The sequence below is a fragment of the Chryseobacterium sp. 2VB genome (genome assembly GCF_005503635.1).
In the GTDB taxonomy this organism is placed as follows: Bacteria; Bacteroidota; Bacteroidia; order Flavobacteriales; family Weeksellaceae; genus Chryseobacterium; species Chryseobacterium cupriresistens.
In genome coordinates, this window is record NZ_SCNC01000004.1 from 217,012 (window position 1) to 242,951 (window position 25,940).

General features: G+C 37.2%; 23 protein-coding genes. 7 read left to right on the plus strand and 16 right to left on the minus strand.

Features of this window, described 5'->3' with window-relative positions; translation table 11 throughout:
• Window positions 1-11 precede the first annotated feature (11 nt).
• The 7 genes from FFS26_RS06465 (at window position 12) to FFS26_RS06495 (ending at window position 6,538) form a co-directional block, all read left to right on the plus strand.
• Window positions 12-839 (plus strand): YoaK family protein, encoded by an 828-nt coding sequence (locus tag FFS26_RS06465; protein WP_137904592.1) that lies wholly within the window; start codon window positions 12-14, stop codon window positions 837-839.
• 316 nt (window positions 840-1,155) lie between these two features.
• Window positions 1,156-2,952, plus strand: a complete 1,797-nt coding sequence (gene mutL, locus FFS26_RS06470) for a DNA mismatch repair endonuclease MutL (protein WP_110011301.1) — start codon at window positions 1,156-1,158, stop codon at window positions 2,950-2,952.
• Window positions 2,953-2,957: 5 nt separating this feature from the next.
• Window positions 2,958-3,686, plus strand: coding sequence for a rhomboid family intramembrane serine protease (locus FFS26_RS06475; RefSeq protein ID WP_110011300.1), 729 nt, complete (start codon window positions 2,958-2,960; stop codon window positions 3,684-3,686).
• Between the two features lie 9 nt (window positions 3,687-3,695).
• Complete coding sequence (locus tag FFS26_RS06480) at window positions 3,696-4,688, plus strand: endonuclease/exonuclease/phosphatase family protein (protein WP_228406567.1); 993 nt, start codon at window positions 3,696-3,698, stop codon at window positions 4,686-4,688.
• Window positions 4,689-4,760: 72 nt separating this feature from the next.
• A complete protein-coding gene (locus FFS26_RS06485) occupies window positions 4,761-5,732 on the plus strand; it encodes an endonuclease/exonuclease/phosphatase family protein (protein ID WP_110011299.1) in 972 nt (323 codons plus the stop codon).
• A gap of 4 nt (window positions 5,733-5,736) precedes the next feature.
• Window positions 5,737-6,099 (plus strand): hypothetical protein, encoded by a 363-nt coding sequence (locus tag FFS26_RS06490; RefSeq protein ID WP_110011298.1) that lies wholly within the window; start codon window positions 5,737-5,739, stop codon window positions 6,097-6,099.
• A 28-nt stretch (window positions 6,100-6,127) separates the two neighbouring features.
• Entirely contained in the window at window positions 6,128-6,538 is a 411-nt protein-coding gene (locus FFS26_RS06495) for a hypothetical protein (RefSeq protein WP_110011297.1), read from the plus strand.
• Between the two features lie 244 nt (window positions 6,539-6,782).
• Here the strand turns inward: FFS26_RS06495 and FFS26_RS06500 are convergent, their stop codons facing one another.
• The 16 genes from FFS26_RS06500 to FFS26_RS06575 all read right to left on the minus strand — a co-directional run bounded on the left by FFS26_RS06500 (window position 6,783) and on the right by FFS26_RS06575 (window position 25,849).
• Window positions 6,783-8,297, minus strand: coding sequence for a GH3 auxin-responsive promoter family protein (locus FFS26_RS06500; RefSeq protein WP_110011296.1), 1,515 nt, complete (start codon window positions 8,295-8,297; stop codon window positions 6,783-6,785).
• 105 nt (window positions 8,298-8,402) lie between these two features.
• A complete protein-coding gene (locus tag FFS26_RS06505; RefSeq protein WP_047099553.1) occupies window positions 8,403-8,813 on the minus strand; it encodes a BrxA/BrxB family bacilliredoxin in 411 nt (136 codons plus the stop codon).
• Between the two features lie 455 nt (window positions 8,814-9,268).
• Entirely contained in the window at window positions 9,269-9,715 is a 447-nt protein-coding gene (locus tag FFS26_RS06510) for a GatB/YqeY domain-containing protein (RefSeq protein ID WP_062672649.1), read from the minus strand.
• A gap of 90 nt (window positions 9,716-9,805) precedes the next feature.
• Entirely contained in the window at window positions 9,806-11,719 is a 1,914-nt protein-coding gene (ftsZ, locus tag FFS26_RS06515; RefSeq protein ID WP_110011295.1) for a cell division protein FtsZ, read from the minus strand.
• A gap of 125 nt (window positions 11,720-11,844) precedes the next feature.
• Window positions 11,845-13,230, minus strand: coding sequence for a cell division protein FtsA (ftsA, locus tag FFS26_RS06520; protein ID WP_110011294.1), 1,386 nt, complete (start codon window positions 13,228-13,230; stop codon window positions 11,845-11,847).
• A 75-nt stretch (window positions 13,231-13,305) separates the two neighbouring features.
• Complete coding sequence (locus FFS26_RS06525; RefSeq protein ID WP_110011293.1) at window positions 13,306-14,274, minus strand: cell division protein FtsQ/DivIB; 969 nt, start codon at window positions 14,272-14,274, stop codon at window positions 13,306-13,308.
• Between the two features lie 90 nt (window positions 14,275-14,364).
• Entirely contained in the window at window positions 14,365-14,742 is a 378-nt protein-coding gene (locus FFS26_RS06530; protein ID WP_110011292.1) for a GxxExxY protein, read from the minus strand.
• A gap of 219 nt (window positions 14,743-14,961) precedes the next feature.
• A complete protein-coding gene (gene murC, locus FFS26_RS06535) occupies window positions 14,962-16,320 on the minus strand; it encodes a UDP-N-acetylmuramate--L-alanine ligase (RefSeq protein ID WP_110011291.1) in 1,359 nt (452 codons plus the stop codon).
• A 208-nt stretch (window positions 16,321-16,528) separates the two neighbouring features.
• Window positions 16,529-17,623 (minus strand): undecaprenyldiphospho-muramoylpentapeptide beta-N-acetylglucosaminyltransferase, encoded by a 1,095-nt coding sequence (gene murG, locus FFS26_RS06540; RefSeq protein WP_137904593.1) that lies wholly within the window; start codon window positions 17,621-17,623, stop codon window positions 16,529-16,531.
• A gap of 1 nt (window position 17,624) precedes the next feature.
• A complete protein-coding gene (locus FFS26_RS06545) occupies window positions 17,625-18,863 on the minus strand; it encodes an FtsW/RodA/SpoVE family cell cycle protein (protein WP_110011289.1) in 1,239 nt (412 codons plus the stop codon).
• A gap of 22 nt (window positions 18,864-18,885) precedes the next feature.
• Window positions 18,886-20,223 carry a UDP-N-acetylmuramoyl-L-alanine--D-glutamate ligase gene (gene murD, locus FFS26_RS06550; protein WP_110011288.1) on the minus strand — a complete coding sequence of 446 codons (1,338 nt, stop codon included), beginning with the start codon at window positions 20,221-20,223 and terminating at the stop codon, window positions 18,886-18,888.
• Window positions 20,224-20,285: 62 nt separating this feature from the next.
• Window positions 20,286-21,527 carry a phospho-N-acetylmuramoyl-pentapeptide-transferase gene (gene mraY / locus FFS26_RS06555; RefSeq protein WP_110011287.1) on the minus strand — a complete coding sequence of 414 codons (1,242 nt, stop codon included), beginning with the start codon at window positions 21,525-21,527 and terminating at the stop codon, window positions 20,286-20,288.
• A 44-nt stretch (window positions 21,528-21,571) separates the two neighbouring features.
• Window positions 21,572-21,949, minus strand: coding sequence for a four helix bundle protein (locus FFS26_RS06560; protein ID WP_137904594.1), 378 nt, complete (start codon window positions 21,947-21,949; stop codon window positions 21,572-21,574).
• A gap of 41 nt (window positions 21,950-21,990) precedes the next feature.
• Window positions 21,991-23,451 carry a UDP-N-acetylmuramoyl-L-alanyl-D-glutamate--2,6-diaminopimelate ligase gene (locus tag FFS26_RS06565; protein ID WP_110011285.1) on the minus strand — a complete coding sequence of 487 codons (1,461 nt, stop codon included), beginning with the start codon at window positions 23,449-23,451 and terminating at the stop codon, window positions 21,991-21,993.
• A gap of 57 nt (window positions 23,452-23,508) precedes the next feature.
• The gene (locus FFS26_RS06570) at window positions 23,509-25,500 is read right to left on the minus strand and encodes a penicillin-binding transpeptidase domain-containing protein (protein WP_110011284.1); all 1,992 of its coding nucleotides are present in this window, start codon (window positions 25,498-25,500) and stop codon (window positions 23,509-23,511) included.
• The gene (locus FFS26_RS06575; protein ID WP_002981890.1) at window positions 25,484-25,849 is read right to left on the minus strand and encodes an FtsL-like putative cell division protein; all 366 of its coding nucleotides are present in this window, start codon (window positions 25,847-25,849) and stop codon (window positions 25,484-25,486) included. The genes FFS26_RS06570 and FFS26_RS06575 overlap by 17 nt, the downstream gene beginning before the upstream one ends.
• Window positions 25,850-25,940 lie beyond the last annotated feature (91 nt).

Genomic DNA, 25,940 nt, shown 5'->3' on the forward strand with positions numbered 1-25,940 from the left:
AAAAATAAAAAATGTTAAGAAATTATAGTAACAGCAGAACATTGGGAGACAACATCAGGTTGGGAACGCTGACTGCCTTCACGGCAGGTACTATAAATATTGCTTCCCTGTTGATATTCCTCTCTTTCACGTCAAACGTAACAGGACATTACGCTATTTTAGCGGCAGAAATCAGTAAAGGAAACTGGACGCAGGTAGGAGTTGTAGGCGGATGGATCTTTTTGTTCTTCTTCGGAAGCTTCCTGTCCAACTTTATTGTTATCAATTTTAATAAGAAAAGTAAATATTTCGCCCATGCCATGCCAATCGTGCTGGAAATCATATGTCTTTTGTTTGTAGGAATATACGGACAGTTTTATTACCAGAAAACATTGGAAGAAACAGAATATTTAGTGGCATTGATGCTTTTTGCTACGGGACTTCAGAACGGTCTTACCGCAAGTATCTCCAATTTCTCTGTAAAAACGACCCACCTTACGGGAACAACTACCGACCTTGGAATTCTGGTATCCATGTTTACCCAGAAAAAATACAGAAAAAACGGGGAGCTGATTGGCAGGGCAAAACTTCTCATGAGTATTATGCTTGCTTATGTAATGGGCGCTGTATTTTCGGGGTTAACATATTACTATCTGGAATTCAGAGTATTCTATGTGATCAGCATATGTCTTCTGATTGTCATCGGATATGATGCTTATAAAATTCATATTCGACACTTCAACACGAAATACAGATACAGCAGGATTTATAAAAAACCTAATCTCTTTGCTTATCTGTATGATAAAATCCATGGAATTCCTAAAAGAGAAAAGAAAAGAAAGCTTGTCTTTGAGGATTAAAATATAAAAACACACTATTAATTTTTTGTATAAACTAGCTGTAAGTGCCCTTATTTTATCATAGAATAGGGGCATTTTTCTTAAAAATTAATTTATTTATGTACAAATGACTTGTTTTTGTCCTGTTTTTAACGATTGTTGAAATAAAGATTTCCGGATTGGAGCAATAAACTTGCTAACGCCCTTCATTACAAACATTAAAAAAACCGGTTGGGGATAAATAGGCAAAAATGTTGATAATTAAATATTAAATCACGATTTTAGTATTTTAATTCCCGTTTTCATTGACTATTTTTGTAAGTTGATTTACGTTTTTATGTCAGATATTATTCAGCTTTTACCGGATCATGTAGCCAACCAAATTGCAGCAGGAGAGGTGGTGCAGAGGCCTGCATCCATCGTGAAAGAACTTTTGGAAAATGCTATTGATGCAGATGCAACGAAAATTGAACTGATCATCAGAGATGCCGGGAAAAACCTTATCCAGGTGGTGGATGACGGAAAAGGAATGTCTGAAACAGATGCCCGTATGGCATTTGAAAGGCATGCTACCTCCAAGATCAAAGGAACTGAAGATATCTTTAAGATAGCCACAAAAGGATTTCGTGGTGAAGCGCTGGCTTCTATTGCGGCAGTTTCCCAGGTGGAGCTCAGAACAAAACAGAAGGATACTTCCATTGGTACCAATATCTATATCGAAGGAGGGGTTTTCCAGTTTCAGGATCCGGTTCAGACAGCAGACGGATCAAATTTTTTAGTAAAAAATCTTTTCTACAATGTTCCTGCAAGAAGGAAATTTTTGAAAAATAATAATATTGAATTCAGACACGTAATTGATGAATTTCAGCGTGTTGCACTGGCTCATGAGAATCTGGAGTTTTCCCTTTTTCATGATGATGAAGCTGTTTTCAGACTGAGAAAAGGAAGCCAGATGCAGCGTATTGTGGATGTTTTCGGAAGAAAGCTTCAGCCGCTTCTGATTCCTATTAAAGAAGACATTATCTGGTGTAAACTTCATGGTTTTGTTGCTAAACCTGAAGGGGCCAAGAAAGCAAGAGGCGAGCAGTTCCTTTTTGTTAATGGAAGATACTTCAGAAGTCCATACTTCAATAAAGCAGTACAGGAAGCTTTTGAAGGCTTGCTTCAACCTGGATATGTGCCATCCTTTTTCCTTTTTCTGGAGCTTGATCCCGAGAAAATAGATGTCAACATCCATCCACAGAAAACAGAAGTGAAATTTGAGGACGAGCATCTTATTTTTGCCTTGCTTCGTTCAACCATTAAGAGATCTTTAGGGATTTACAATGTTTCTCCAAGCCTGGATTTCGACAGAGATCCTGAACTGGATGAAATGATGAATAAACCTATTCCGAGCAAAGGAAATGGAGGAGGATCCGGCGGAGGTGTTTTCAAAATGCCTGAAATCATTGTAGATAAAGACTATAATCCGTTTCTGGAAGAGAAAAATGTAGTACATCCGGAGGAAATTCAGAACCTTACGGAAATGTACCATCAGAATATTACAGCAGAGCCTTCAAAGATTAACCTGTTTGAAGATGAGGATTTTGATGAAGATCTGATGAGGCTTCCCAATGGATACTGGCTTTTTAACAAAGGAGATGTCACTTTAATGCTGGATCTGGGAAGAATGCACAGACTGTTGGTTTCTGAAGGAAACAAATCCACCAGAAAATCAAGCACAAACAGCCATGCTCTTCTTTTCTCCCTGGAGTATCATATGAATGAAATCGAAAAGACAAAATATAATTCGATCAAAAAATATCTGCCGGAATTAGGGTTTGACATGAAAATTGCTCATGAAAGTGTACTTCGAATAGATTCACTTCCGGAAGGCCTGAAAGAAACCCAGGCCATGAAATTCCTGGAGAACCTTTTTGAGATCCTGGATTACAAGACGGAAGAAGAATTCATGCAGTATTACCATAACCAATGGAATAAAATGCAGTCGAAATCCAGATTTGACTTTATTTATAAAAAAGATGCGGAACAACTGATCAAAGACTTTACAGCATTAGGCTTCCCGGAATTTTTACCGGATGGCAAAAGATGCTTTTATGAAGTTCCGTTTAATGATTTTAAAAACAAATTTTAAAAAATATGTTTAACAATATACCACCCATTACAAGGAACATAATTATCATCAATGTTATAGTATTTATTGTGACTTACTTCATGGGAAACCAGATGATTGGCTACCTTGCGGGTTTTTATCCGTTCTCTCCATTTTTCCATTCATGGCAGGTTATTACTCATATGTTCATGCATGGAAGTATCATGCATATTTTATTTAATATGATGACACTCTTTAGTTTTGGGCCAATTCTGGAGCAAACATTAGGAGATAAAAAATATTTGATTTTATACTTTGCAAGTGGTTTAGGAGCATTTTTCCTTTTTAATGCATGGAATTTTGTTGAAGTTCAGCAGCTTTCCCATGAATTAGAGCAGCTGGGGTTCAATGTAAATGCCTATTTATCCGGCGCAAGTGTTGAATTTACCGGAAATACAAGTTCTATTCTTAAACAAAAGGAATTACTGGATAGCTTTAAAGCTATTGTTGCAACACCAATGGTTGGTGCTTCCGGCGCTATTTTCGGAGTAGTAGCAGCTTTTGCCACATTATATCCGGATGCAAAAATCGGAATTATGTTTATCCCTGTTCCTATGAAAGTAAAATACCTCTTACCCATCATTGTTGTGGTTTCCATATACCTTGGGGTTTCTGGAAATGGAGGAGGTATTGCCCACCTTGCCCACGTTGGTGGTGCTTTGGTTGGATGGCTGCTGGCAAGAATTTGGAAAAAACATTTGTACCGTTTCAATTAAAATAATTTTGTGAAGATTTTCCGACTTATCGTATTAATTATCCATCTGGGAATTTTGTTTCTGCTGCTGGGTACTTTACTGAACGCTTATGTACCGCCAAAGATTTTTCCATGGTTTAATCTGCTTTCCTTAGGTTTTCCTGTGCTTATTATAGTATATGTGATTCTAACAGTTTTCTGGGTATTCAGCTGGAAAAAAAGGGCTTTTTTGTTTATGTTTGCTGGGTTAGCATTTATAAATCCTGTAAAACGTTGGGTTAACTATTCTTCTCCTAAAAGTAGAGATTCTGAGATAAAAGTAGTCTCATTTAATGCAAGAGCAGGTTTCTGGGGGAGAAGAAATATTGAATCCTATTTGAGATCTCAGAATGCGGATGTTATTATTTTGCAAGAAGATGGTGCTGGATTATATGAGTTTGAAGGATATCAGAAAGTAAAGCCAAGCGGGATATTTGCTATTCTTACCAAACATAAAATCATTAATGAAAAAATTATACAACCTCAGGATAAAGATTTGAGAATACCTGGTATAATTGCTGACATTGATATAAATGGAAAGATATACAGGTTTGTGGATGTTTATCTTAATCCATTCCGGTTTGAAAAAGAGATGATAAAACCCGGAAAAGATGTAGATACCAATGAAAAGAAAATATTGGATGTGGTTAAAAAGCTGATACCCACGTTTAAAAAGCACCAGGATCAAGTGGTTCTTATCCGAGAGGAAATTGAAAGCTCTCCTTATCCTGTAATTCTTGCTGGAGATTTCAATTCTGTACCCAATTCTTACGAATATTATCATTTATCAGAGGGTCTGGAAGATGCATTTCTGACTGCAGGAAAAGGAAGTGCAACCAGTTTTCACGATTATAAATTCCCCATCAGGATCGACTATATTTTTTCTTCAAAGTCATTAAAGGCAATATCTTACGAAATTGACCGTTCTGTAAGTATTTCAGATCATTATCCTGTCACAGTAACATTTTCTACGGAGAAAAAATAATCATAAAAAGAGTTAAAATTATTTGCTTGGTAGGATTTTTGTTGAAGAAAATCGTACCAAGACCGTTTTTTCATGAAGTCGAACCAGATATTACTATTTATACATATCGTTGTTGCCGTATTGCTGTTATGCACATTGGGGAATGCATGGATTCCACCCAACATTTTAGGCAACCTGAATCTTCTGTCTCTCGGTTTTCCTTATCTGATACTGGCACATGTAATTTTAACACTGATCTGGATCTTCAAAAAAGAAAAAATTGCGATTGCTTTTGTTTTAGGTACATTTATTTTCTATAATCCGATCAGACGATGGATCAACTTTTCCCCAAAAACAGAAAATTTAAAAACAATACGGGATATTAAAGTATTAACTTTTAATGTGAAATATGGAGAATATGGATGGGATAAAGTGAAAGATTATATCAAAGCACAGGATGCAGACATTATTCTTGTACAGGAAAAAGATACAAACCGTGCTATACAGCGTGATCTTATAAAATACCCGTCGGTTATTCTTAAAACCAAGCATAAAATTGTAAGACAAGCAGAGCTTATTGACGAAAAAGCCCGCGGAAATTCATTCTACGCAGATATAGACATTAATGGAAAAGTAATCAGAATTATTAATGTGTATCTTGAACCCTTCAGACTTCATAAATCGATGTTTACAAAACTTGATAAATTAGGTTTGGGAAATGTTTCAACGTTACTTTCTCACATGACTCCCACCTTTCAGGCACATGAAGACCAGGTTAAAAGAATCAGAAAAATGATCGATTTATCTCCTTATCCTGTTATTCTGGCCGGAGATTTTAATTCTGTTCCCAATTCATATGAGTATTATAACCTTGGAAAAGACCTTCAGGACGCATTCCTGGTAGCCGGAAAGGGCAGCGCCAGCAGTTTCCATGATTATAAAGTGCCTTTGAGAATTGATTATATTTTCACTTCAAAATCAATCATTCCACTAAGCTATAAGGTAGATCAATCTGTGAAATTATCGGATCATTATCCTGTAATTGCGGAATTTCTATTAAATTAGTTCCATGAAAAATTTACTGGCTGCGATTTTTATTTTTATCATTCTTTTTACTGCTTGTTCGAAGAAAGAATCACCGGGATTCGGGGTTGAGCAGGAAGTTAAAATAAGTTATGATACTACTGCTGTCGATTCCTTTTCTACAGGAGCCGTTTCAGTGGATATTGCACGCAAAATACGAATGTCTTCTCCCCAGTATATTGATTCAGTTAAACAGGCAAAAAAGCTTCAGGACGAAGAAAATAAAATTAAAGCCGAGCTCGAAAAAGAAAATAAAGCAAAACAGGAAGAAGAAAAGAAAAAAGCAGAGGCTGAAAAGAAGCTTAAGACAGCTGAAAAGACAGCTGCGCAGGAAACCAAATCAGAATAACTCCAGATTCCATTAAAAAATAAACAATATGAAAAAACAAATTTTAGCTGCACTGGTGATCTCAGTATTCACGGTAGCATGTACAAAATCAACAACAAAAACAGAACAGGTAGAAAATCCTGACGGATCAGTTACTACTACAACCACTACTACTACAGAAACACCGAACGTTGTGGATACTGCAAAAATCAACAATGCAAAAGAAGACGTTAAGGCTAAAGTAGATGAAGCCGGCAATAAGATTGATGCCGCTGCTCAGAAGGCAAAAGATAAGATTGATGCCACTGCAGATAAGACAAAACAAGATCTTAACAAAGCAGGACAGGATATCAAAACTGAAGCCAATAAAGTAGGGCAGGACGCCAAAGAAGCGGCGAAAAAAGGAGCTTCGAAAGTTGAAGAAGCTGCCAAAAAAGTTCAGGAAGATCTAAGTAAATAAAATGAAAAGCCGTAGTTCAACAGAATTACGGCTTTTTATTTATGATTTGTGAATAGAATTTCTTAAGGCAGAGTTTCTATTTTGATACTGTAATAATTCGAGGGAGCAAAGCTTGAATCAACAGATTGATTCCAAGGAAGCGTACGCATTGCCATTACGCTTCATAAGCGGCGAAGCTGCCATATTCTTAGCCTCCTTAAATAAAACATTCGAATTACTAATTCTTTGCGCTTTAAAATAAACTTTATTTATTCATTTCCAGCAATGGATCAATATATTCTCTGTCATTGCTTAGTCTTGGTACCTTATTCTGTCCGCCCAATTTCCCTTTAGCTTCCAGCCAGTGATAGAACAGATTTTCTTTGGCGATATGTACAATTGGTCTTTTAAGAGTCATATTATTGTATCTTTTCGCTTCATAGTCTGAATTAATGGTTTTTAAATGCTTGTCAAAAGCATCAATAAAGTGTTCCAGATCATCCGGATGCTGGCTGAATTCAAAAATCCACTCATGGGCGCCGCCTTCATTTCCTTTCATGAAAACCGGTGCTCCTGTGAAATCTGTGATCTGTGCTCCCGTTGCTTCGCAGGCTTTTGCAAGAGCAGATTCTACATTGGTAATCATCAGTTCTTCCCCAAAAGCATTGATATAGTGCTTTGTCCTTCCAGTTATTTTTATTCTGAACGGATTGATTGAAGTAAAGACAACGGTATCACCAATCAGGTATCTCCAAAGGCCTCCATTGGTGGTTATTACCATTGCGTAGTTTTTCCCAACTTCCACGTCTTCCAGACTTACGACTTTCGGATTTGAAAAATGAAACTGATCCATAGGGATAAACTCATAAAATATTCCATAGTCCAGCATCAGCAGCATCTCATCACTGTCTGATCTGTCCTGAATACCGAAGAAGCCTTCGGAAGCATTGTAAATTTCGTAGTAATTGATGTTTTTTCCGATGATCTGTCTGAATTGTTCCCTGTAGGGCTTAAAGCTGATTCCACCGTGAAAAAACACCTCTAAATTAGGCCACAGCTCCGAAATACTTCCTACATTGGTTTCCTTTAATACTCTTTGCAGAAGAACCATCATCCAGCTTGGTACTCCAAGAATACTTCCCACGTCTTCATTTTTTACTTCGGATGTAATTGCTTTAAGCTTACTTTCCCATTCTCCCATCAAAGAAACTTTCTTGCTGGGAGTAGTGGTAATTTCTACCCAAAACGGAAGGTTGTCGATCAGGATCGCAGATAAATCTCCAAATTTTGTGTTAAAATCCGCATAAAGTTCGGAACTTCCACCTAAGCGTAAGTTTTTATAATTAAAAAGCTGGTTTTCGGGATGGTTGTTGGCATAAATCGAAACCATGTCTTTTCCGGCTTTCATGTGGCAGTATTCCAGGCTTTCGGCAGAGATCGGAATGAATTTGCTTTTAGCATTGGTGGTACCCGATGATTTGGCAAAATGTTTAATAAGCCCCGGCCAGCTTACATCTTTATGTCCCTGTCTTGCTTTTTCAATAAAAGGTTCCATTTCTTCATAGGTAACAATAGGAACTTTGTTTTTAAAATCCTGATAACTTGAGATAGAATTGAATCCGTATAATTTACCATATTCCGTATCTTCCGCATGAAACAGCTGAGAAAAGAGTATACCTTTCTGGGTTTCAATCGGATGGTCTATAAAATTCTGTATCTGATCAATCCTTTGACGGATAAACCAGTTAACTACGGTATTGAAAAGTGCTTTGGTTGCCATTTCAACAAATATAATGATATTTGAATTTTCAGAAAATTTTTTACGGTATTAAATAAAAAAACCGTTACAAATTTTGTAACGGTTTGGTATTTAGTTGATTGCTTATTAGCAATATTCGTCGTATGCGGCCTGAAGATTTGCTGCGATAGCTCCTGCAGGGTTCCCTTCAATGTGATGTCTTTCCAGCATGTGAACCAATTCACCATCTTTGAAAAGCGCAACACATGGAGAACTTGGAGGGAATGGAGCAAGGTGTTTTCTTGCTTCTACTACTGCTTCAGTATCAAATCCTGCAAATACAGTCGTTAAATGATCTGGTTTTTTGTCTCCTGTCAAAGAGTATACTACTCCTGGCCTTGCAGCACCTGCCGCACAACCACATACAGAGTTGATGACCAATAATGTGGTTCCGGACTGTTTCAAAGCTTCTTCTACCTGAGCCGGAGTTGTTAAATCCTGAAAACCTTTATCTGTAAGCTCTGCCTTCATAGGCATTACTAAATCTGTTGGATACATATATTTTGTTTTTTATCCCTACAAAGTTAAGCAATTCTTTGCGTTTGTTCAATATATAAAAACTATCAATTGATTAGTCATATAAAATTAACCGACTGTTAATATTGCAATAATATTCTAAAAAACGTGAATTAACTATAGGAATATTAAAATATTATTATTAAATTTGAAATGATTCTGAAAAACAAACGACCGTGAAAAAAACATTTAAAGCTTTCCCTCAAGCAATCAACCACTTAAATACTCTCTGAAATATGGTAGTAGCTTAATTCTTTTTCAGTTTAGAATTAAAAACTGATTAACAAACTTTAATATCCAAAGAAAGTGAAGCCCGGAACTGAAGAGTTCCGGGCTTCTTAATCAAATCGATATGCAAAGGTTGTATATCCTAAGTTATGGAATGAGATACGTGTTTGCGAAATTAAGATCAACTCAAAATTGCGAAACCGATCACATTAAGAGAGGAGCTTTTTAGCCATCTCGGAAATACTTTTTCCGTCTGATTTTCCGGCTAATGCTTTTGATGCAACTCCCATTACCTTCCCTAAATCTTTAACGGATTCAGCTCCGGTTTCAGAAATAATATTTTTAATTTCTGTTTCCAATTCTTCAGCAGAAAGCTGTTTGGGCAGAAACTGCTCGATTACTTTCATCTGAGCGTCTTCTACTTCTGCAAGATCATTTCTTCCCTGTGCAGTAAATTGGTCGTAAGAATCCTTACGTTGTTTTACCATTCTCTGAAGAATAGCAATTTCCTGTTCTGCTGTTACTTCGGCACCGATAGCCTCTGTTTTAAGCAGTAATATCTGAGATTTTACAGCACGCAGAGAATCCAAAGCCACTTTGTCTTTAGCTCTCATTGCTGTTTTTATAGCTTCGTTTATGGTATTTTCTAAACTCATGGTTTGTTTGCTTTTGGCTTCTGGCAGTTGGCTGATAGCTTTTATATGGTCTCGAAAGCCATTTGCTAGTAGCCAGCTGCCAATAGCAATTTAGTCTACATCTTTATTTAAAAATCTGTTTTCTCTGATCTGCATGGATCCGTTGTTATCAGACAGGTAAGTATTGATATTCTGGTCTGAAGCATTGCTTCCGTCGATCGAAATATTTTTTCTTTTAAAAGCCGGAATAGATTCGAATTCACTTGTGCTGTCAAAATTCTGGTAGCGCGAGTTGAATTCTTTTAATTTATTTCTTCTTTCAATAACTCTGTCCTGATCAATCGTTTTATTCACGAAAGTGAATTCTGATTCTTCAGTTTTTGGAGTCTCAATTTCTGTTTTGTTTTCAAAAGATGGTCTTGTTTCCACTTTTGGTTCTTCCTGTTTCTGGTAGAAAGTTTCAATCTTTTGAGCTGGTTCAGCTACAGCGGCATTTGTAGGTGTATTAAACTCTGCCTTTGGCTGTCCGAAATCCGTATTTGGTTCATTTCTGGTAGGCTCATTTACAAAGAAACTGAATTCAACAGGCTTTTCATTTGAAAACGAGTTGTTAAAAGGAGTTCCGGATTGTGGTTCTTCTTTTTTATTTTCAAAATCAAATGAGAAAGACTGGATCTCAAGATCATTAGGATCTTCACTCTCCTCATCAATAGAGAATAAGCTGTATTCTTCTTCTCCTTCCTCCTCATTTCTCCAGTTCTGTTCCGGAGTATTTACCGTACCTTCCTCTTTATCAAAGAATTTTATTTCAGTTCTTGGCTGTTCTTCTTCAATAATCATTTTTTTTTCAGTAGACGTCACATTGAACGGAGTGTCGTGTTCTTCGTCATCAAGTCTGAAAAGGTTTTTTCCTCCAAAATCATGCGTTGTCTCAGGAGCTGATTCTCTTTCTTCTCTTGTTTTGAAAGGAGAATTTTTAGGTGCTTCAAAACTGTCATTAAGACTGATTCTGATTTTCTCAGTAGGTCCCGCGAATTTCTTATTATCATTAGAGAATCCTGTTGCAATTACAAGAACGCTTACAGCATCTCCTAATTCTTCATCTGCACCCACCCCGAAAATGATATCTGCAGTGTTTCCTGCTTCTTTCTGAATGTGGTCCATGATAATACCGATCTCATCCATGGTCACTTCTTCAGCACCACTTCTGATCAATAGCAATACGTTTTTAGCACCTGTAATCTTATTATCATTCAATAATGGGGAATCAAGGGCTTTTCTTACCGCTTCTTCAGCTTTATTTTCACCTGAAGCTGTTCCAGTAGACATCAATGCAGTACCTGAATTCTGAAGTACAGATTTGGCATCTCTAAAGTCAATGTTTACATCAAAGTAACCGGTAATAACCTCTGCCATACCTTTCGCAGCATTGGTTAACACTTCATCGGCTTTTGAGAATCCCTGCTTGAATCCAAGGTTTCCGAATTGCTGTCTTAGTTTATCATTGTTGATGACAATAAGTGAGTCAACATTGTTTCTTAATTTATCAAGACCGTTTTCTGCCTGTTCCAGTCTTCTTTTCCCTTCAAAGCTGAAAGGAACGGTAACAATACCTACGGTAAGAATTCCCATGTCTTTCGCTACTTTAGCAATGACAGGAGCGGCTCCGGTACCTGTACCACCACCCATTCCGGCAGTGATGAACACCATTTTGGTGTTTTGGCCCATAGCAGCCTTGATATCTTCAATACTTTCGATGGCTGATTTTTCTCCTACTTCAGGATCGGCACCAGCTCCAAGACCTTCTGTGATAGAAGTTCCCAGCTGAACTTTATTGGCTACCGGATTATTATCTAAAGTCTGAGCATCCGTATTACAAATCACGAAATCTACTCCGTGGATTCCTTTCTCGTACATGTGCTTCAGAGCGTTATTTCCACCGCCCCCTACACCGATTACTTTTATAATGGATGAATTTCCTTTTGGTAAATCAAATGAAAATCCTTGTGTACCTATATTTTCCATAACTATACTTTTAATAATTGATAAGTGATAGATGATAATTGATGAATGATATTCGTCTTTAATTTAATAAATATTAATCTATTTCAGGTATCATTGATCATTAATCTTTTATCATTTATATTTATTTACTCTACTTCTTCAAAGAATTTTTTTACTTTTTCCATCAGCGACTGCCCGAAGGTCAATTTCGCTTTTCTGTTCTCTTGCTTTTCATTTTCGAAAGACTGCTGCTCCTGAACCGGGGCTGCCTGCTGAACAGGTTGAGCTGTTTCAGTCTGTGCTGCAGTAACTTCCGGTTTTGGCTGCTCTGTAACAACTTCTACAACTTCGTCAATATTCTGCTTTTTGTCTCTGATCTTTAAACTCTCCATCAGTAATCCAATAGAGGTAGCAAATTCAGGGCCTTTCAGGTATTGATTTTTATCATTGGCGATATATTCATTCGCAAAACCGATTCTGCTGTCAAAACCTGTCGTATAATTGGCCAGCTGACGAAGGTGTTTCAGATTTGAACCACCACCCGTAAGAACAATTCCGGCAATCAGTTTTTTCTTTTGTTCAAAAGCACCGTAAGCTTTCAGCTCTGTATTCACCATTTCCAAAACTTCTTCTACTCTCGCATTGATGATCTGAGCCAGAGTTTTTAAAGAAATCTCTTTGTCCGGTCTTCCGTGGAGCCCGGGAATGGTTACAAAAGTACTGTCTTTTTCCAATTCGGGAACAGCCGAACCAAACTTTACTTTCAGTTGTTCTGCATGTTTCTCTATGATGGAACAGCCTTCTTTGATATCTTCGGTAATAATTCCGCCTCCGTATGGAATCACACAGGTATGACGGATGATATTATCTTTAAAGATCGCAATATCAGTTGTACCACCACCAATGTCAACAATGGCTACACCTGCTTCTTTTTCTTCTTTTGTAAGGACAGCTTCTGAAGATGCCAGCGGCTCTAAAGTAAGGGCCTCCATTTCTAATCCGGCTTCACGAACACATCTTGCAATATTTCTGATGCTGCCCATTTGCCCAACTACAACGTGGAAGTTGGCTTCTAAACGTTTTCCGTGCATTCCAACAGGTTCCTGAATTTCCCCCTCGGAATCCACTTTATATTCTTGAGGAAGTACGTGGATAATTTCTTCTCCGGGAAGCATAACCAGCTTTTTTACCTGATCTTTTAATGCTTCGATGTCGTCGTCTGTAATAAATTTGTCAGGATGTTCACGCATAATATAATCGGAGTGCTGCAGAGAACGGATGTGTTTTCCTGCAATACCTACCGTAACTTTGCGGATAGGAACTCCGGCGCTGGATTGTGCTTCGGAGACTGCAGCCTTGATTGAATTAATGGTTTGTGAAATATTATTCACAATACCTTTATGAACACCAAGACTCTTAGCTTTTCCTACACCGAGAACTTCTATCTTCCCGTGTGCATTCCTTCTTCCGACAATCGCGACTATCTTCGTTGTCCCGATGTCCAGACCTACTGAATACTCTTGATTTTCCATTTTATATCGATTTGATTTTTTTCTACTTTTTTATCTATAAGGATAGTTTCCTATTTGTGTATTAAATGCCCTGACTTATTCTATTTTTACTTTTGCCTTAGGCTTGGACTGCGCCTTGACGGGTGGCTTTTTCTCCGCTTTTTTGGTTTCTTTTGTTTGTCCTTTCGGTTTGGTACTCTCTTTTGGTTTTACCGAGGTGGAGTTGGTTTTTTTTACCTCTGCTATTTTGAGTTTAGCTTCCGTCTTTTTAGCGGCTGTTGGGGAAGGAACTTTTGCCAATTCCATCTTTCCTGCCTTTAAAATACTGTCATTTTCTTTAAAATAAGGGTTTAAAGTAGTGACAATCTGATTCTGATATTTCACAGAAACCATGCTATATTTCTGAGGATCCTGATACACAAGGTATTTTTCCACAAACGTTTTAAATCCTTTTACTTTAAAATCAATATTATCAAGGTCTCCAATTTCCACTCTATAATTTCCTTCACTTGTCAGAAGGCTATAACTGTCTTTACTTTTTGAGATTCCGATAAAGTATTTCTTACTGAAATCATCTTTATCAATTTTTTCTACCAGTTCTGCCAGCTTCTCATATTCATCAGGCTTTACGTTTCCGGTTACCAGCATACATGGGTGGGAATAGGTTCTTGAAATAGGAAATTCAATTCCTTTCTCATCCACATAAAAGTCTTTTCCGTCTTTATTTAATCTGAAAACTGGCACTCTCTGTTTGATATCCAGATTCAGCTTTCCGTTCAGGTTCAGATAAACATTGGCGCTGTCTACTGCCGGTAAGGAATTGATCTTTTTTTCTAAAGCAGGAATATTAAGATCTCCCACTTTTCCTGAAGGATTTTCTTTTTTTACAATTTCCCTGATATCTTTTTCATCCACAAAATATACCGGTGTTTTCTCACTCATTTTTACAGAAATCTTATTGTCCGTAATCTGCTCACGGCTGAATCTCCTCAATGAGAAGCTCAGTAACAATCCCAGGATAATTACAGTGACAACAATTTTTAATATTCTGTATTTATTTTTCATATTTTTATTTTAACGCAACGCTCGCAAAGAGTTTACTTTGTTTTTATTATTTAGTTCGCAAGGGCGTTTTACTTAGCAAGTGTTTAAATTTTATAATTTATTTACAACTCGTTTTACTCCATTTTTGAATAACACTGAATGAAAGTTCAAAATCATTCCTAGTTTTATATTTGTTATTCTTAAATAATTTAAAAGCTGAAAAAAATGATAATCATTAATTTCCTGAACAGCTTTTATTTCAATTATTACTTTGTTTTCAATTAATAAATCTACTCTGAACGCCTTAAAAATTTTTAATTCCTCATAGTTTATGTCAATGTTTTTTTGACATTCTACATTCAATCCTCTATTTTTCAGTTCATAAACTAAGCATTCTTCATATACATTCTCATAAAGTCCAATTCCAAGGGTACGATGTATTTTCATTCCAGCATCGAAAACAGTCTCTGAAATTTCATTTTCTATCATACATTTTATGTTTTTTGTTTTAACGCTATGATCGCAAAGCAACCTTTTTATTTCTTTCCGTCCGCGAGGGCGTTTCACTCAGCTACGGCTATCATTTGAATAATTTATTTTTAATAAGTAAATTTTTTTTTAACATAAATCAGTTATTTTTCTCATTTGCTGAGTGAAACGCCTTTGCGAACGATTTTATATTTTTCTTCGCGAGCATTGCGTTTATATTCAAATTTTCTCAATCCAATCACAAATAGGATCATACAGGGTGTCTATATTTCCTGCACCTACAGTAAGGAGGATGTCAAAATCTTTTTCTTTTATTTTTTCAAAAGCATCAGATAAAGCCGATACCTCTTTTTTATCTAATGTTACTTTCTCCAGCAGCCAGTTTGAAGTAATTCCCTCAAAATTTTCCTGCAGTTCTCTTGCAGGGTAAATATCAAGAAGAATGAGTTCATCTGCCTTACTTAAGCTTTCCGCAAATCCGTCTGCGAAATCTCTTGTTCTGCTGAAAAGGTGAGGCTGGAAGGCTACCAGAAGTTTTTTGTCCGGATAAAATGTTCTGATTGAGCTCATTACAGCATTGATTTCTGTAGGATGATGAGCATAATCGTCAATATAAATTTTACCGTTTTGATAAATATGTTTGGTATATCTTCTTTTAATTCCTTTAAAATTGGCAATTGCCTTTTTCAGCGTATCAAAATCTGCGCCTAAATTATGCAGAATAGCCAGTGCTGCAGTGGCATTTTCCACATTATGGATTCCCGGTGTTTCCCAGACAAAATCTTTCACTGTTTCAGTGGGGGTATGGAAGTCAAAATAAATCTTATCATGTTCCATACGCAGATTGTCTGAATAATAATCTGCCGGCTCATTCACTGCATAGGTTTGATGGCCTCTGCCAATTTCCAGACCTTTTCTTACAAAAAGTTGTTTGTCCTGAGGTACTAAATCTGCAAACTGTCTGAAACCTTCTTCGATATGGCTCTTATCTCCATAAATATCAAGATGGTCTGCATCTGTAGAAGTTACTACTGCCCAGTCCGGAGACAGGTTCAGGAAGCTTCTGTCGTATTCATCAGCTTCTACTACAGAATAGGTAGAACCGTTGTACAGGAAGTTGGATTTAAAGTTTTCAGAAATTCCTCCCAAAAAGCATGAGAAAGCAAGATCGGCCTCTTTACACAAATGGGCTACAAGGGTAGACGTGGTGGTTTTCCCATGAGTTCCTGCAATGGCAATACAATCTGTATTTTCAGTAATTAATCCTAAAACTTTAGCACGTTTTAAAACTTCAAACTGATTTTGATTGAAATAATCCAATATTCCAAGCGTTTTGATCGCCGGAGTATAAATTACCAACGTGTCTTCTTTCTGAAGGGATGTGATCCTTTCATCAATAAGGTCTTCAAAAACAATATCAATGCCTTCATTCATCAGATTCTGAGTAAGTTTTGTATTGGTTTTGTCGTAACCCAATACTTTTTTTCCAGATGCATTGAAATAGCGTGCCAATGCACTCATTCCGATACCTCCGATTCCGACGAAGTAAAAAGTCTGATATGTTTGTAAAATGTTCATTTATATTTTAATCTTTAACTACTCTTGAATAAGCTCAGAGTTGTATTACTATATTTTGTATTATAAGGCTTTAATCAACTAACATCCACGCCCCTTTAATAAATTATATTTTAGCTGTGTGACCCTTCGACAAGCTCAGGGTGACAGCTCTAATACTAACTGTTTTATTTTACTCGTGTCAGGCTGAGCTTGTCGAAGCCTTTCCCAACTATTTTATTACGTTAAAAATCTCGTCTACAATCTCTTTTGCAGCATTTGGCTTGGCAAAATATTTGAGATTGTCGGACATTTCTTTTCTTACATTTTCATTTTCGCAGATCTCTGACAATGTATTCCAGAATTTTCCCTGCATTTCAGAGTCTTTCACCATTCTGGCTGCGTTTTTTTCAACCAGGTTCATGGCATTTTTGGTTTGATGGTCTTCCGCTGCAAATGGGAAAGGAACCAAAAGGACCGGCTTTTGTGCTACAGCCAACTCTGAAATGGCAATAGCTCCGGCTCTGGAAACAATGATATCAGCAGCAGAGTAGGCCAGTTCCATGTCTTTGATGAATTCTTTCAAATGAACAGAAGATGGAAGCTGGAGGTTGGAAGACAATTCTTTGTAATCCAACTTTCCTGTTTGCCAAATTAATTGATACCCTTTTTCTTTCAGATTCTCAATATTTTCTTTCCAGGCATTATTCAATGTTCTGGATCCTAAAGAACCTCCTACAGAAAGAATCGTAAGTTTATCTTTATCCAGTCCCATTTTCTCTTTTGCCTGAGCGGTATCCTGCATTCCTGAAACGATGTTCTCACGAATCGGATTTCCCAGAAACTTTATTTTCTCCGTTGGAAAACCTTCTACTTTAGGATAAGCTGTGAAAACGGCTTTCGCTTTCTTGCTTAAGATTTTATTGGTAACTCCTGCATGAGCATTCTGTTCCTGAATAAAAATCGGAATTCCCATTTTACTCGCTTCATAAAGCGCGGGTCCGCTGGCAAATCCTCCTGTTCCTACAGCAAAGTCCGGAGCGAAGTCTTTGATAATCTTTTTAGATTTTGATAAACTTTTCAGAATTTTGAAAGGAAGTCCCAGATTGGAAAGAAGATTTCCCCTGTCAATTCCTGCGATATCAATTCCTTCTATTTTGTAGCCTGCCTGAGGAACTTTTTCCATTTCCATTTTCCCGTTGGCACCAATGAACAAAAATTCTGCATCAGGAAATCTTTTTCTGATCTCATCTGCAATGGCAATGGCAGGGAAGATATGTCCTCCTGTTCCTCCGCCGGATAATAATATTCTTAATTTTTTGTCCATTTTAAGCGATATCGTTTATTTCTGCTATACTTTGTTTTTTGCCCATTCCTTCTTCGTCATAAATCTGAATTCTTGAGCTTATATTCAAAATAATACCTAACTGTAAATAAGTCACCAGCATTGAGGTTCCTCCGTAACTGATCAAAGGCAGAGGCTGTCCTGTTACCGGAATCAGATTCACCGCTACAGCAATATTTACTGAAAGCTGAATAAAAATCATCACCCCGAGGCTGAGCACGAGCAACGATCCAAAGAATGCCGGCATTTTACTGGCGATCATTACAATCCTTATCATCATGATCAGGTATAAACTGATCAGGAAGGCGGCTCCTATCACTCCATATTCTTCTACAATCACTGCGAAAATAAAGTCGGAGGCAGATTGCGGAAGCATTTGTTTCAACGCACTTTTTCCCGGTCCCATTCCGGTAATTCCGCCGTGTACAATGGCTGCTTTGGCCTGCATTACCTGATAATTTTTTGCTTTTACGCTTTCATCATCTACATCTGCTGTTTTGGCTTTGCTTGATGTAAAGGTTTCAATACGGCTCATCCATGTGTGAACACGGTTTCCACCGATCATATTGGTATTTAAAGCAATCAATAAAAAGAACACAATGGCTACAAATGATGCTGAGATAAATCCTGCAATGTATTTCCAGTGAAGCTGTCCTATGATAAGAACCACCACGGAAACCATTAAAATCATTAATGCTGTTGAACCGTTATCTTTGGCTACCAATACAAAAACAAGCAGGATAGGCCCGAAAATATACATGATATTCTCTATCGGAAGCCTTTCCCTGGTGATCTTTTTGGTCAGATACCTGCACAGATAGATGATCAGCATTAAAAAAGCAAATGATGAAGGCTGAAAAGAGATTGGTGTTCCCGGAATTTTCAGCCATCTGGAAGCACTGGCTCCATCAATGGTTTGTCCGGTAAACATGGTGACAATCAACAGAATAATCATCAGGCCGAGCAGGATACTGCTGAGCTTTCCGATGTATTCATATTTTATAGTTCCTACCAGTCTCATAATGGCTAGTCCCAGAACTACAAAGAACATATGTTTGATAACGTGGCCTGTTGTGGTCCCGTTATTGACTATGTATTCGAGATTTGAACTTGCAGAGTATACCGGGAAAATAGAGAAAATGGAGATCACAAGGATGACCATCCAAAGTACTTTATCGCCCTTTAGAAATTCAAATCTGTTTTCTGCGTTCTGTTCGTCCATATTTAATGCTATTGGCTAATGGCTAATGGCCATTGGCATTTAATACCTGTTCTTTAAACTGGCGTCCTCTGTCTTCATAGCTTTTGAACAAGTCAAAGCTTGCGCAGCATGGAGATAATAAGACGGTATCGCCTTTTTTAGCCAGTGATTTTGAAATTCTCACGGCTTCTTCCATGCTTGAAGTATCATAAATAAGCTCTTTTTTATCTTTAAAGAAATCGATGATCTTCTTGTTATCTATTCCAAGACAAACAATTGCCTTTACTTTTCTTTTGACTAAATCTTCAATTTCGGTATAGTCATTTCCTTTATCTAATCCACCAACAATCCATACGGTTGGTGTTTTCATACTTTCTAAGGCATAGTAAGTTGCATTTACATTGGTTGCTTTACTGTCGTTGATGTATTTTACGTTATCAATTTCAGTTACAAATTCCAATCTGTGCTCTACGGCCTGGAAGGTCATCAATGAATGTCTGATGCTTTCATTGTTGATTTTTAGGATCTTACCGGCAATAGACGCTGCGAGACTGTTGGCTACATTATGATTTCCCAGCAGAGACAATTCATCAACTTTCATTGCGAATTCGTCTTTCATTTTTACCACAATTTCATCATCATTCACAAAACCTCCTTCCGTTAATTTCTCTTTGGTTGAGAAAGGAATCATTTTCGCCTTTATTTCAAGCTTTTCCAGAAGGTTTTTACTCATTTCATCATCCTTGTTGTAGATGAAGAAGTTATCATTCTCCTGATTTTCTGTGATTCGGAATTTGGCCAATGCATATTCTTCATAATTGTAGTTGTACTGATCCAGGTGATCCTGAGACAGATTCAACAATAAAGAAATATAAGGTCTGAAATTCTGAATATCATCCAGCTGGAAAGAGCTTACCTCCAATACATAGTATTCATGGTTTTCATCCGCCACCTGCTTGGCAAAGCTGTATCCGATATTTCCTCCTAAACCTACATTCAATCCGTCATTTTTCAGGATGTAGTAGATCAGTGAAGTTGTGGTTGTTTTTCCGTTGCTTCCGGTAATGGCAATGATCTTTGCATCTGTAAATTCAGAAGCAAATTCAATTTCAGAGGAAAGTCTGATTCCTTTTTCATGAATTCTATTGATGATATGAGCCTTTTTCGGAATTCCCGGGCTTTTTACGATCCAGTCAGCATTTAAAATCCTTTCTTCATCGTGGTTTCCTTCTTCAAATTCAATTTCATTTTCGGTAAGAAACTGCTTATAGTTATCCTTAATGGCTCCTTTATCTGAAAGAAATACTTCCAGACCTTTCTTTTTAGCCAGATAAGCAGCTCCGCATCCGCTTTCTCCACCTCCTAAAACAACTATTTTCATATTATAAAAGCTTTATGCTATAGGCTTTAAGCTTTAGGCTTATTGCTTACAGCTTTTATTTTTTATCTCATTTTTAATGTGATCAGACATACAATGGCCAATATTACTCCGATAATAATCATTCGGTTCACGATTTTACTCTCGTGGAAACCTTCTTTCTGATAATGATGGTGTAATGGTGACATTTTGAATAGTCTGTTGTTTTGAGCATATTCCAGCCCATATTTTCTTTTTCTGTATTTGAAAACAACTACCTGAAGCATTACAGAGAGGTTTTCAATTAAGAAGATTCCGCATAATACAGGAATCAGCAATTCTTTTCTTAAAATAATGGCTAAAACAGCAATTACGCCTCCCAGCATTAAGCTTCCGGTATCTCCCATGAAAACCTGCGCAGGATAAGTGTTGTACCAGAAGAATCCAATTACAGCACCTACCATTGCGACTGCAAAAATGGTGGTTTCCCCCATGTTGGGAAGGAACATGATATTGAGATAGTCTGCAAAGATGATGTTCCCGGAAAGGTACGCGAAAAGAGCCAGCGTGAGCAGTATAATAGCACTTGTTCCTGCTGCAAGACCATCAATTCCGTCGGTGATGTTAGCTCCATTGGAAACGGCTGTTACAATGAAGATTACAATGGGAATAAAGACAATCCATGCCCACTCATGGGCATCTTTATCATTCATCCAGAATAAAATTCCACTATAATCGAATTCATTATTTTTGGCAAAAGGAACAGTGGAAACGGTAATTTTTTCTGTAGGCATAAAGTTTTGCTCTACATTGTTCCTGTTCACTACTTTAGCATCTGCATATTTTCTTTTAACGGTAATATCCGGGTGGAAATACATTGTAATTCCAACGATTAGCCCTAAGCCGACCTGTCCTACAATTTTGAATTTACCACTTAAACCGTCTTTATTTTTTTTAATTTTCTTTAAGTAATCATCAAGGAAACCAATAGCACCCATCCAGAACATAGAAACCAACAACAGCACAATGTACACATTGGTAATTCTTGTAAACAGCAATACCGGAATAATGGTTGCCAGAATAATGATAAGCCCTCCCATGGTAGGAGTTCCTTCTTTTTGTTTCTGCCCATCCAATCCCAGATCACGCACCAATTCTCCCATCTGTTTTGTTCTCAGGTAATTGATTACTCTTTTCCCGTAGACAAGAGCAATAATAAGTGAGAATAGTACAGCCATTCCGGCACGGAAGGAAATGTATTTTAACATTCCTAATCCCGGAATGTGAATTCCATGGTTGGTTAGATATTCGTATAGATAGTATAGCATGTTTCTATTTTTTTATTATTTAAAAATTTAATTTATTTAAAGATTTAAAGATTGGGCTTCTCAATATTTTCACTTAAATACTTAATGAATTTTGATATGTTTGAAGAAACTTCTCTTGAAAGAACAATAATTTCTTCTGCTTTATTTTCGTCACCTAATTTTAATCTTTTACTTACAATCAGCATGCTTTTGACTTCAGCACAGCTGCCTTTCGCAATTTTTAAATATCTAATAAATTGTCTGTTATTATTATATTCTGAGCCTTCCGCAATATTATTACTAATAGAAAAACTCGCTCTTTTTATCTGGTTATTAAATTCATATTCTTTTTCAAAACTTTGACTTTGAAGAAAAATATAGACTTTTTCAATAAGATCTAAGCTTTTGATGTACACAGGAAAATTTTCAAAATTCTTTGTCATTATCAAATTTTTAAATCTTTAAATGAGTTCAATCTTTCAATCTATTTGGACATTAATTTCCAAAGCTCATTAATTACTTCTTTGTCGTCAAAATGATGTTTCACACCATTAATCTCCTGATAGTTTTCGTGGCCTTTTCCGGCAACTAAAACGATATCTTTAGGTTCTGCAAACTTGATGGCCATTTTTATGGCTTCTTTTCTGTCCGGAATTGAAGTGTATTTGCTGAAGTTCTGTGGTTCAACGCCTGCTTCAATTTCTTTGATGATCTGCGCAGGATCTTCTGTTCTCGGATTGTCTGAAGTGATAATTGCCAGGGTTGATTTTTTAGTGGCAATATTTCCCATTTCAGGTCTTTTGGAGTGATCTCTGTCTCCTCCGCAGCCGAATACGGTGATTAATCTTTCGTTTTTGGTTCTGATATCGTTGATGCTGTCCAGAATGTTTTCCAAAGCATCCGGAGTGTGTGCATAATCTACGATAAAGAAAATTCCACCATCGGATTTGAAGGTTTCAAATCTTCCGGAAACTCTTTTTAATTTGCTGATAGCCTGAAGAATTTCATCCTGCTCAAAACCTAGTTCAGCAGCAATTCCAAAGACAAGCAGTAAATTATATACATTGAATTTCCCGGTCAGTGTCGTCCAGAATTCTTTTCCGTTGAAGTTCAACAGCATTCCGTTGAAATCCACTTCCAATAATTTTCCGTGATAGTCTGCCATGGTTTTCAAAGCGTAAGACTTCTTTTTAGCCTTGGTGTTCTGAAGCATGACATTCCCGTTTTTGTCATCCACATTGGTGATGGCAATGGCGGTATCTTCTAATTGATCAAAGAATCTTTTCTTTGTTTTTAAATATTCTTCGAACGTTTTATGATAATCTAAATGATCATGAGTAAGGTTGGTGAAGCCTGCTATTTTGAAGTGTAGTCCTTCAATTCTGTTTTGGGCAATTCCGTGTGAGCTTACTTCCATGAAAGCAAATTCACATCCTTTTTCTACAGCTTCCGCTAAAATCCTGTTGATGGTAATCACATCAGGAGTGGTGTGGGTAGCCGGAATAACCTCTTCACCAATTCTGATTTCAACAGTAGAAAGTAAAGCGGCCGGATATCCAAGGTTTTTAAAAACATCAAAAAGAAGGGTCGAAACGGATGTTTTTCCGTTAGTTCCTGTAACTCCTATCAGTTTTAATTTCTGAGAAGGATTTCCATAAAAGTTTGAAGCAAGATGACCAAGGGCTTTAGAAGAATCTTTTACCTGTACATAGGTTACATTTTCCACCAGTGTTTCAGGGAGTTCTTCGCAAACAATTGCGGAAGCTCCTTTTTCAATAGCAGATGCAATGAATGAATGTCCATCCACCACTGTTCCTCTCATGGCAATATAAAGAGAGTTTTCTGTAACCTTTCTGCTGTCGATCACCAATTCGGTTACCTCACGGTTGCTATCGCCGTGGATTTCCAGTACTGGGATTCTGTTTACTAATTCTGTTATAATCATCTTTATCAATAAGGTCTTGCCTTATTTTGGTTTAAATGGTTCTTCCGAACCTCGTTTTTAATTTTGCAGAGATAAATAAATTCTCTGGTTTTTACTTATCGTGGTGCCTTCCAAAGGGAATTGTTCTTTGATTCTTCCGACTCCTTTATAATCGACACGGTAGCCTAAGTTTTCCAACTGCGGGATTACATTTTTTCCGATTAATCCTACCACATTAGGCATTTGCTTATCATTGACCGCTACTTTGACATTAGGCTCCACCATTTTGCTAAGGTTTACCTTTTTGTCTACAAGCATTTCTTTTTCAATATTCTGAGGCGTTTTCAGGAATGTTTTTCCTGCAATTTCCTTAAACACCGGCGCTGAAACGGAACCTCCATAAAACCCTTTTGCGGTATTGGGTTCACTGATCATGACATAGCAAGTATATTTTGGAGCATCAGCCGGATAAAATCCCGCAAATGATGCACGGTACTTCATTGGGCCAGGCAGCCAGTATTCAAATCTTGCGGTACCTGTTTTTCCTGCCATTTTCAGGTTGGGAGTAAAGATGCTTCGTCCGGTTCCTTTTTCTACTGCTTTGGTTAAAGCACTGGTCATCATTTTAATAGCTTTTTCAGAAGCCATTTTATTTACCATTACTTCAGGTTTTGCACTGTACATCACTTTTCCATCTTTCATGATTTTATCAATGAATAAGGGCTTAAGCATTTTTCCTCCGTTGGCAACTCCGTTGTAGAAGGTTGTCAATTGCAATAGGTTGATGTTGGAAGAGTATCCGTAAGAAATAGAAGCCAGTGTTGCGGCATTCCATCTTTTATTTTGTGGTGTTACGATCTTCGGTTTTGTGATTCCCGGAAGCTCGATATCCATTTTATCAAATAATTTCCAACGTTTCAGGTGATCAAGGAAAATCTGTGGTTTTTCAGCATAATACTTTGTGATCAGTTTGGCTGTTCCTACGTTACTGGACTTCGCCAATACATCACTGATATCGTATGTTCCTCCTCCGTGGCCGTCAGAGATTCTCTGTTTTGCATAGACCCAAACTCCGTTTCCTACATTTACTGTTGTATTTTCATCAATAAATCCGTCATCCATTGCTGCCAAAAGAGAGATGGTTTTAAAAGTAGATCCCGGTTCGATATTATCTTTCAGGGCATAATTGTAAGAGTCTTCATAATCTCCTGATTCTGTTCTTCTTAAATTAACAAGAGCACGTACTTTCCCGGTTTCAACTTCCATCACAATCACGGTGCCGTGTTTGGCTTCGAAATTAATCAGCTGTTTCTCAAGAGCAGAGTGTGCAATGTCCTGAATTCTAAGGTCTAACGTGGTATAAACATCCTCACCGTCTACCGGTTCCTGAACCTTCCAGAAGTCGATAGGTTTCCACTGGGAAGAATTGATTCTTTGTTCAAGTCTTTTGCCGTCTGTCCCGGTTAAATATTTTGAGAAAGCACCTTCCAGTCCTGATTTAAGTTCACCGTTGTCCATACCGATGGTTCCGGCTCCGATTTCTGATGTTGCTAACTCTCTTTTATAGTTTCTGTCAACGATAAATCCTCCTTTATTTTTGCCTTTTTTGAAGATCGGGAACTTTCGGATTCTGTCATATTGATCAAAATCAAGTCCTTTCACCAAAGTGTAATACTGGTTTTTCTTTTTCTTCTGCTCGTCAAACTTCTTTCTGAATTCACTTCTTGGTTTTCCGAACATTTTGCTCAGAGAATCAGTAAGCGCTCCGATGTTGTTGGTGTACACCGTATCTTTCATTGTTTTGAAGTCAAGATAGATGTCGTATCGCATTACAGTGGTTGCAAGGATAGAGCCGTCAGAGGCAAAAAGGTTTCCGCGGGCCGCTTTTAAAGTGGCTTCACGATAGTTTTTATTAATGTAATCATCTTTTATTTCCTGGACATTGGTATTCTGAAGGATCACAATCCTTGCCAAGAACATTACAAACACGCACAAAGCTACCACTGCAAAGAGGTAGCCCCATCGTAACGTTTTCTTACGTTTATTGTCGTATTCATTTTGCTTTTGCATCTGTACTATCCAGTTTTATTAGCAATTTGTGAGGGTGGTTTTCCAGGGTCATCAATGAATCCCGTGCAACCTCTTTCCCCAGTTCTGATTCCATTTTTACTTTGATCAGCTTACTCTGGGCGTAAGCGTTTCGTGATTTGTATTCTTCTGTTTCTTCCTTTAAGGCGTTTACAATTTTTATTTTTTTATTGACGAGATGGTTAGTATAAATCATGGCCATCATCAGAACAAATAAGAGGAGAAAATACTTGTAATGTATTTTGATCTCATCACGATTCAGAAAATTTCCTTTTATAATGTCTATAAAAGTGAGTCTTTTCTGGGGACGATTTGTTGTTCTTTTTGCCAATTTATTATGTCAATTTGCTTCGCAGTGAATTTACTTCGTGTCAATAGTCAATTTTATTTTGCTAAATGATTCACGATTCACTCATTCACAT

Excerpts from the sequence above, each read along its gene's own strand:
- FFS26_RS06500 (WP_110011296.1), bottom strand. The coding sequence starts at position 8,297 with ATGGCAACCAAAGCACTTTTCAATACCGTAGTTAACTGGTTTATCCGT.
- FFS26_RS06530 (WP_110011292.1), bottom strand. The coding sequence starts at position 14,742 with ATGATAGAAAATGAAATTTCAGAGACTGTTTTCGATGCTGGAATGAAA.
- ftsZ (WP_110011295.1), bottom strand. The coding sequence starts at position 11,719 with ATGGAAAATATAGGTACACAAGGATTTTCATTTGATTTACCAAAAGGA.
- FFS26_RS06570 (WP_110011284.1), bottom strand. The coding sequence starts at position 25,500 with ATGCAAAAGCAAAATGAATACGACAATAAACGTAAGAAAACGTTACGA.
- FFS26_RS06560 (WP_137904594.1), bottom strand. The coding sequence starts at position 21,949 with ATGACAAAGAATTTTGAAAATTTTCCTGTGTACATCAAAAGCTTAGAT.
- FFS26_RS06525 (WP_110011293.1), bottom strand. The coding sequence starts at position 14,274 with ATGAAAAATAAATACAGAATATTAAAAATTGTTGTCACTGTAATTATC.
- FFS26_RS06475 (WP_110011300.1), top strand. The coding sequence starts at position 2,958 with ATGTTTAACAATATACCACCCATTACAAGGAACATAATTATCATCAAT.
- FFS26_RS06510 (WP_062672649.1), bottom strand. The coding sequence starts at position 9,715 with ATGAGTTTAGAAAATACCATAAACGAAGCTATAAAAACAGCAATGAGA.
- FFS26_RS06565 (WP_110011285.1), bottom strand. The coding sequence starts at position 23,451 with ATGATTATAACAGAATTAGTAAACAGAATCCCAGTACTGGAAATCCAC.
- mutL (WP_110011301.1), top strand. The coding sequence starts at position 1,156 with ATGTCAGATATTATTCAGCTTTTACCGGATCATGTAGCCAACCAAATT.
- murC (WP_110011291.1), bottom strand. The coding sequence starts at position 16,320 with ATGAACATTTTACAAACATATCAGACTTTTTACTTCGTCGGAATCGGA.
- FFS26_RS06465 (WP_137904592.1), top strand. The coding sequence starts at position 12 with ATGTTAAGAAATTATAGTAACAGCAGAACATTGGGAGACAACATCAGG.
- FFS26_RS06495 (WP_110011297.1), top strand. The coding sequence starts at position 6,128 with ATGAAAAAACAAATTTTAGCTGCACTGGTGATCTCAGTATTCACGGTA.
- FFS26_RS06485 (WP_110011299.1), top strand. The coding sequence starts at position 4,761 with ATGAAGTCGAACCAGATATTACTATTTATACATATCGTTGTTGCCGTA.
- mraY (WP_110011287.1), bottom strand. The coding sequence starts at position 21,527 with ATGCTATACTATCTATACGAATATCTAACCAACCATGGAATTCACATT.
- FFS26_RS06545 (WP_110011289.1), bottom strand. The coding sequence starts at position 18,863 with ATGGACGAACAGAACGCAGAAAACAGATTTGAATTTCTAAAGGGCGAT.
- ftsA (WP_110011294.1), bottom strand. The coding sequence starts at position 13,230 with ATGGAAAATCAAGAGTATTCAGTAGGTCTGGACATCGGGACAACGAAG.
- FFS26_RS06505 (WP_047099553.1), bottom strand. The coding sequence starts at position 8,813 with ATGTATCCAACAGATTTAGTAATGCCTATGAAGGCAGAGCTTACAGAT.
- murG (WP_137904593.1), bottom strand. The coding sequence starts at position 17,623 with ATGGACAAAAAATTAAGAATATTATTATCCGGCGGAGGAACAGGAGGA.
- murD (WP_110011288.1), bottom strand. The coding sequence starts at position 20,223 with ATGAAAATAGTTGTTTTAGGAGGTGGAGAAAGCGGATGCGGAGCTGCT.
- FFS26_RS06490 (WP_110011298.1), top strand. The coding sequence starts at position 5,737 with ATGAAAAATTTACTGGCTGCGATTTTTATTTTTATCATTCTTTTTACT.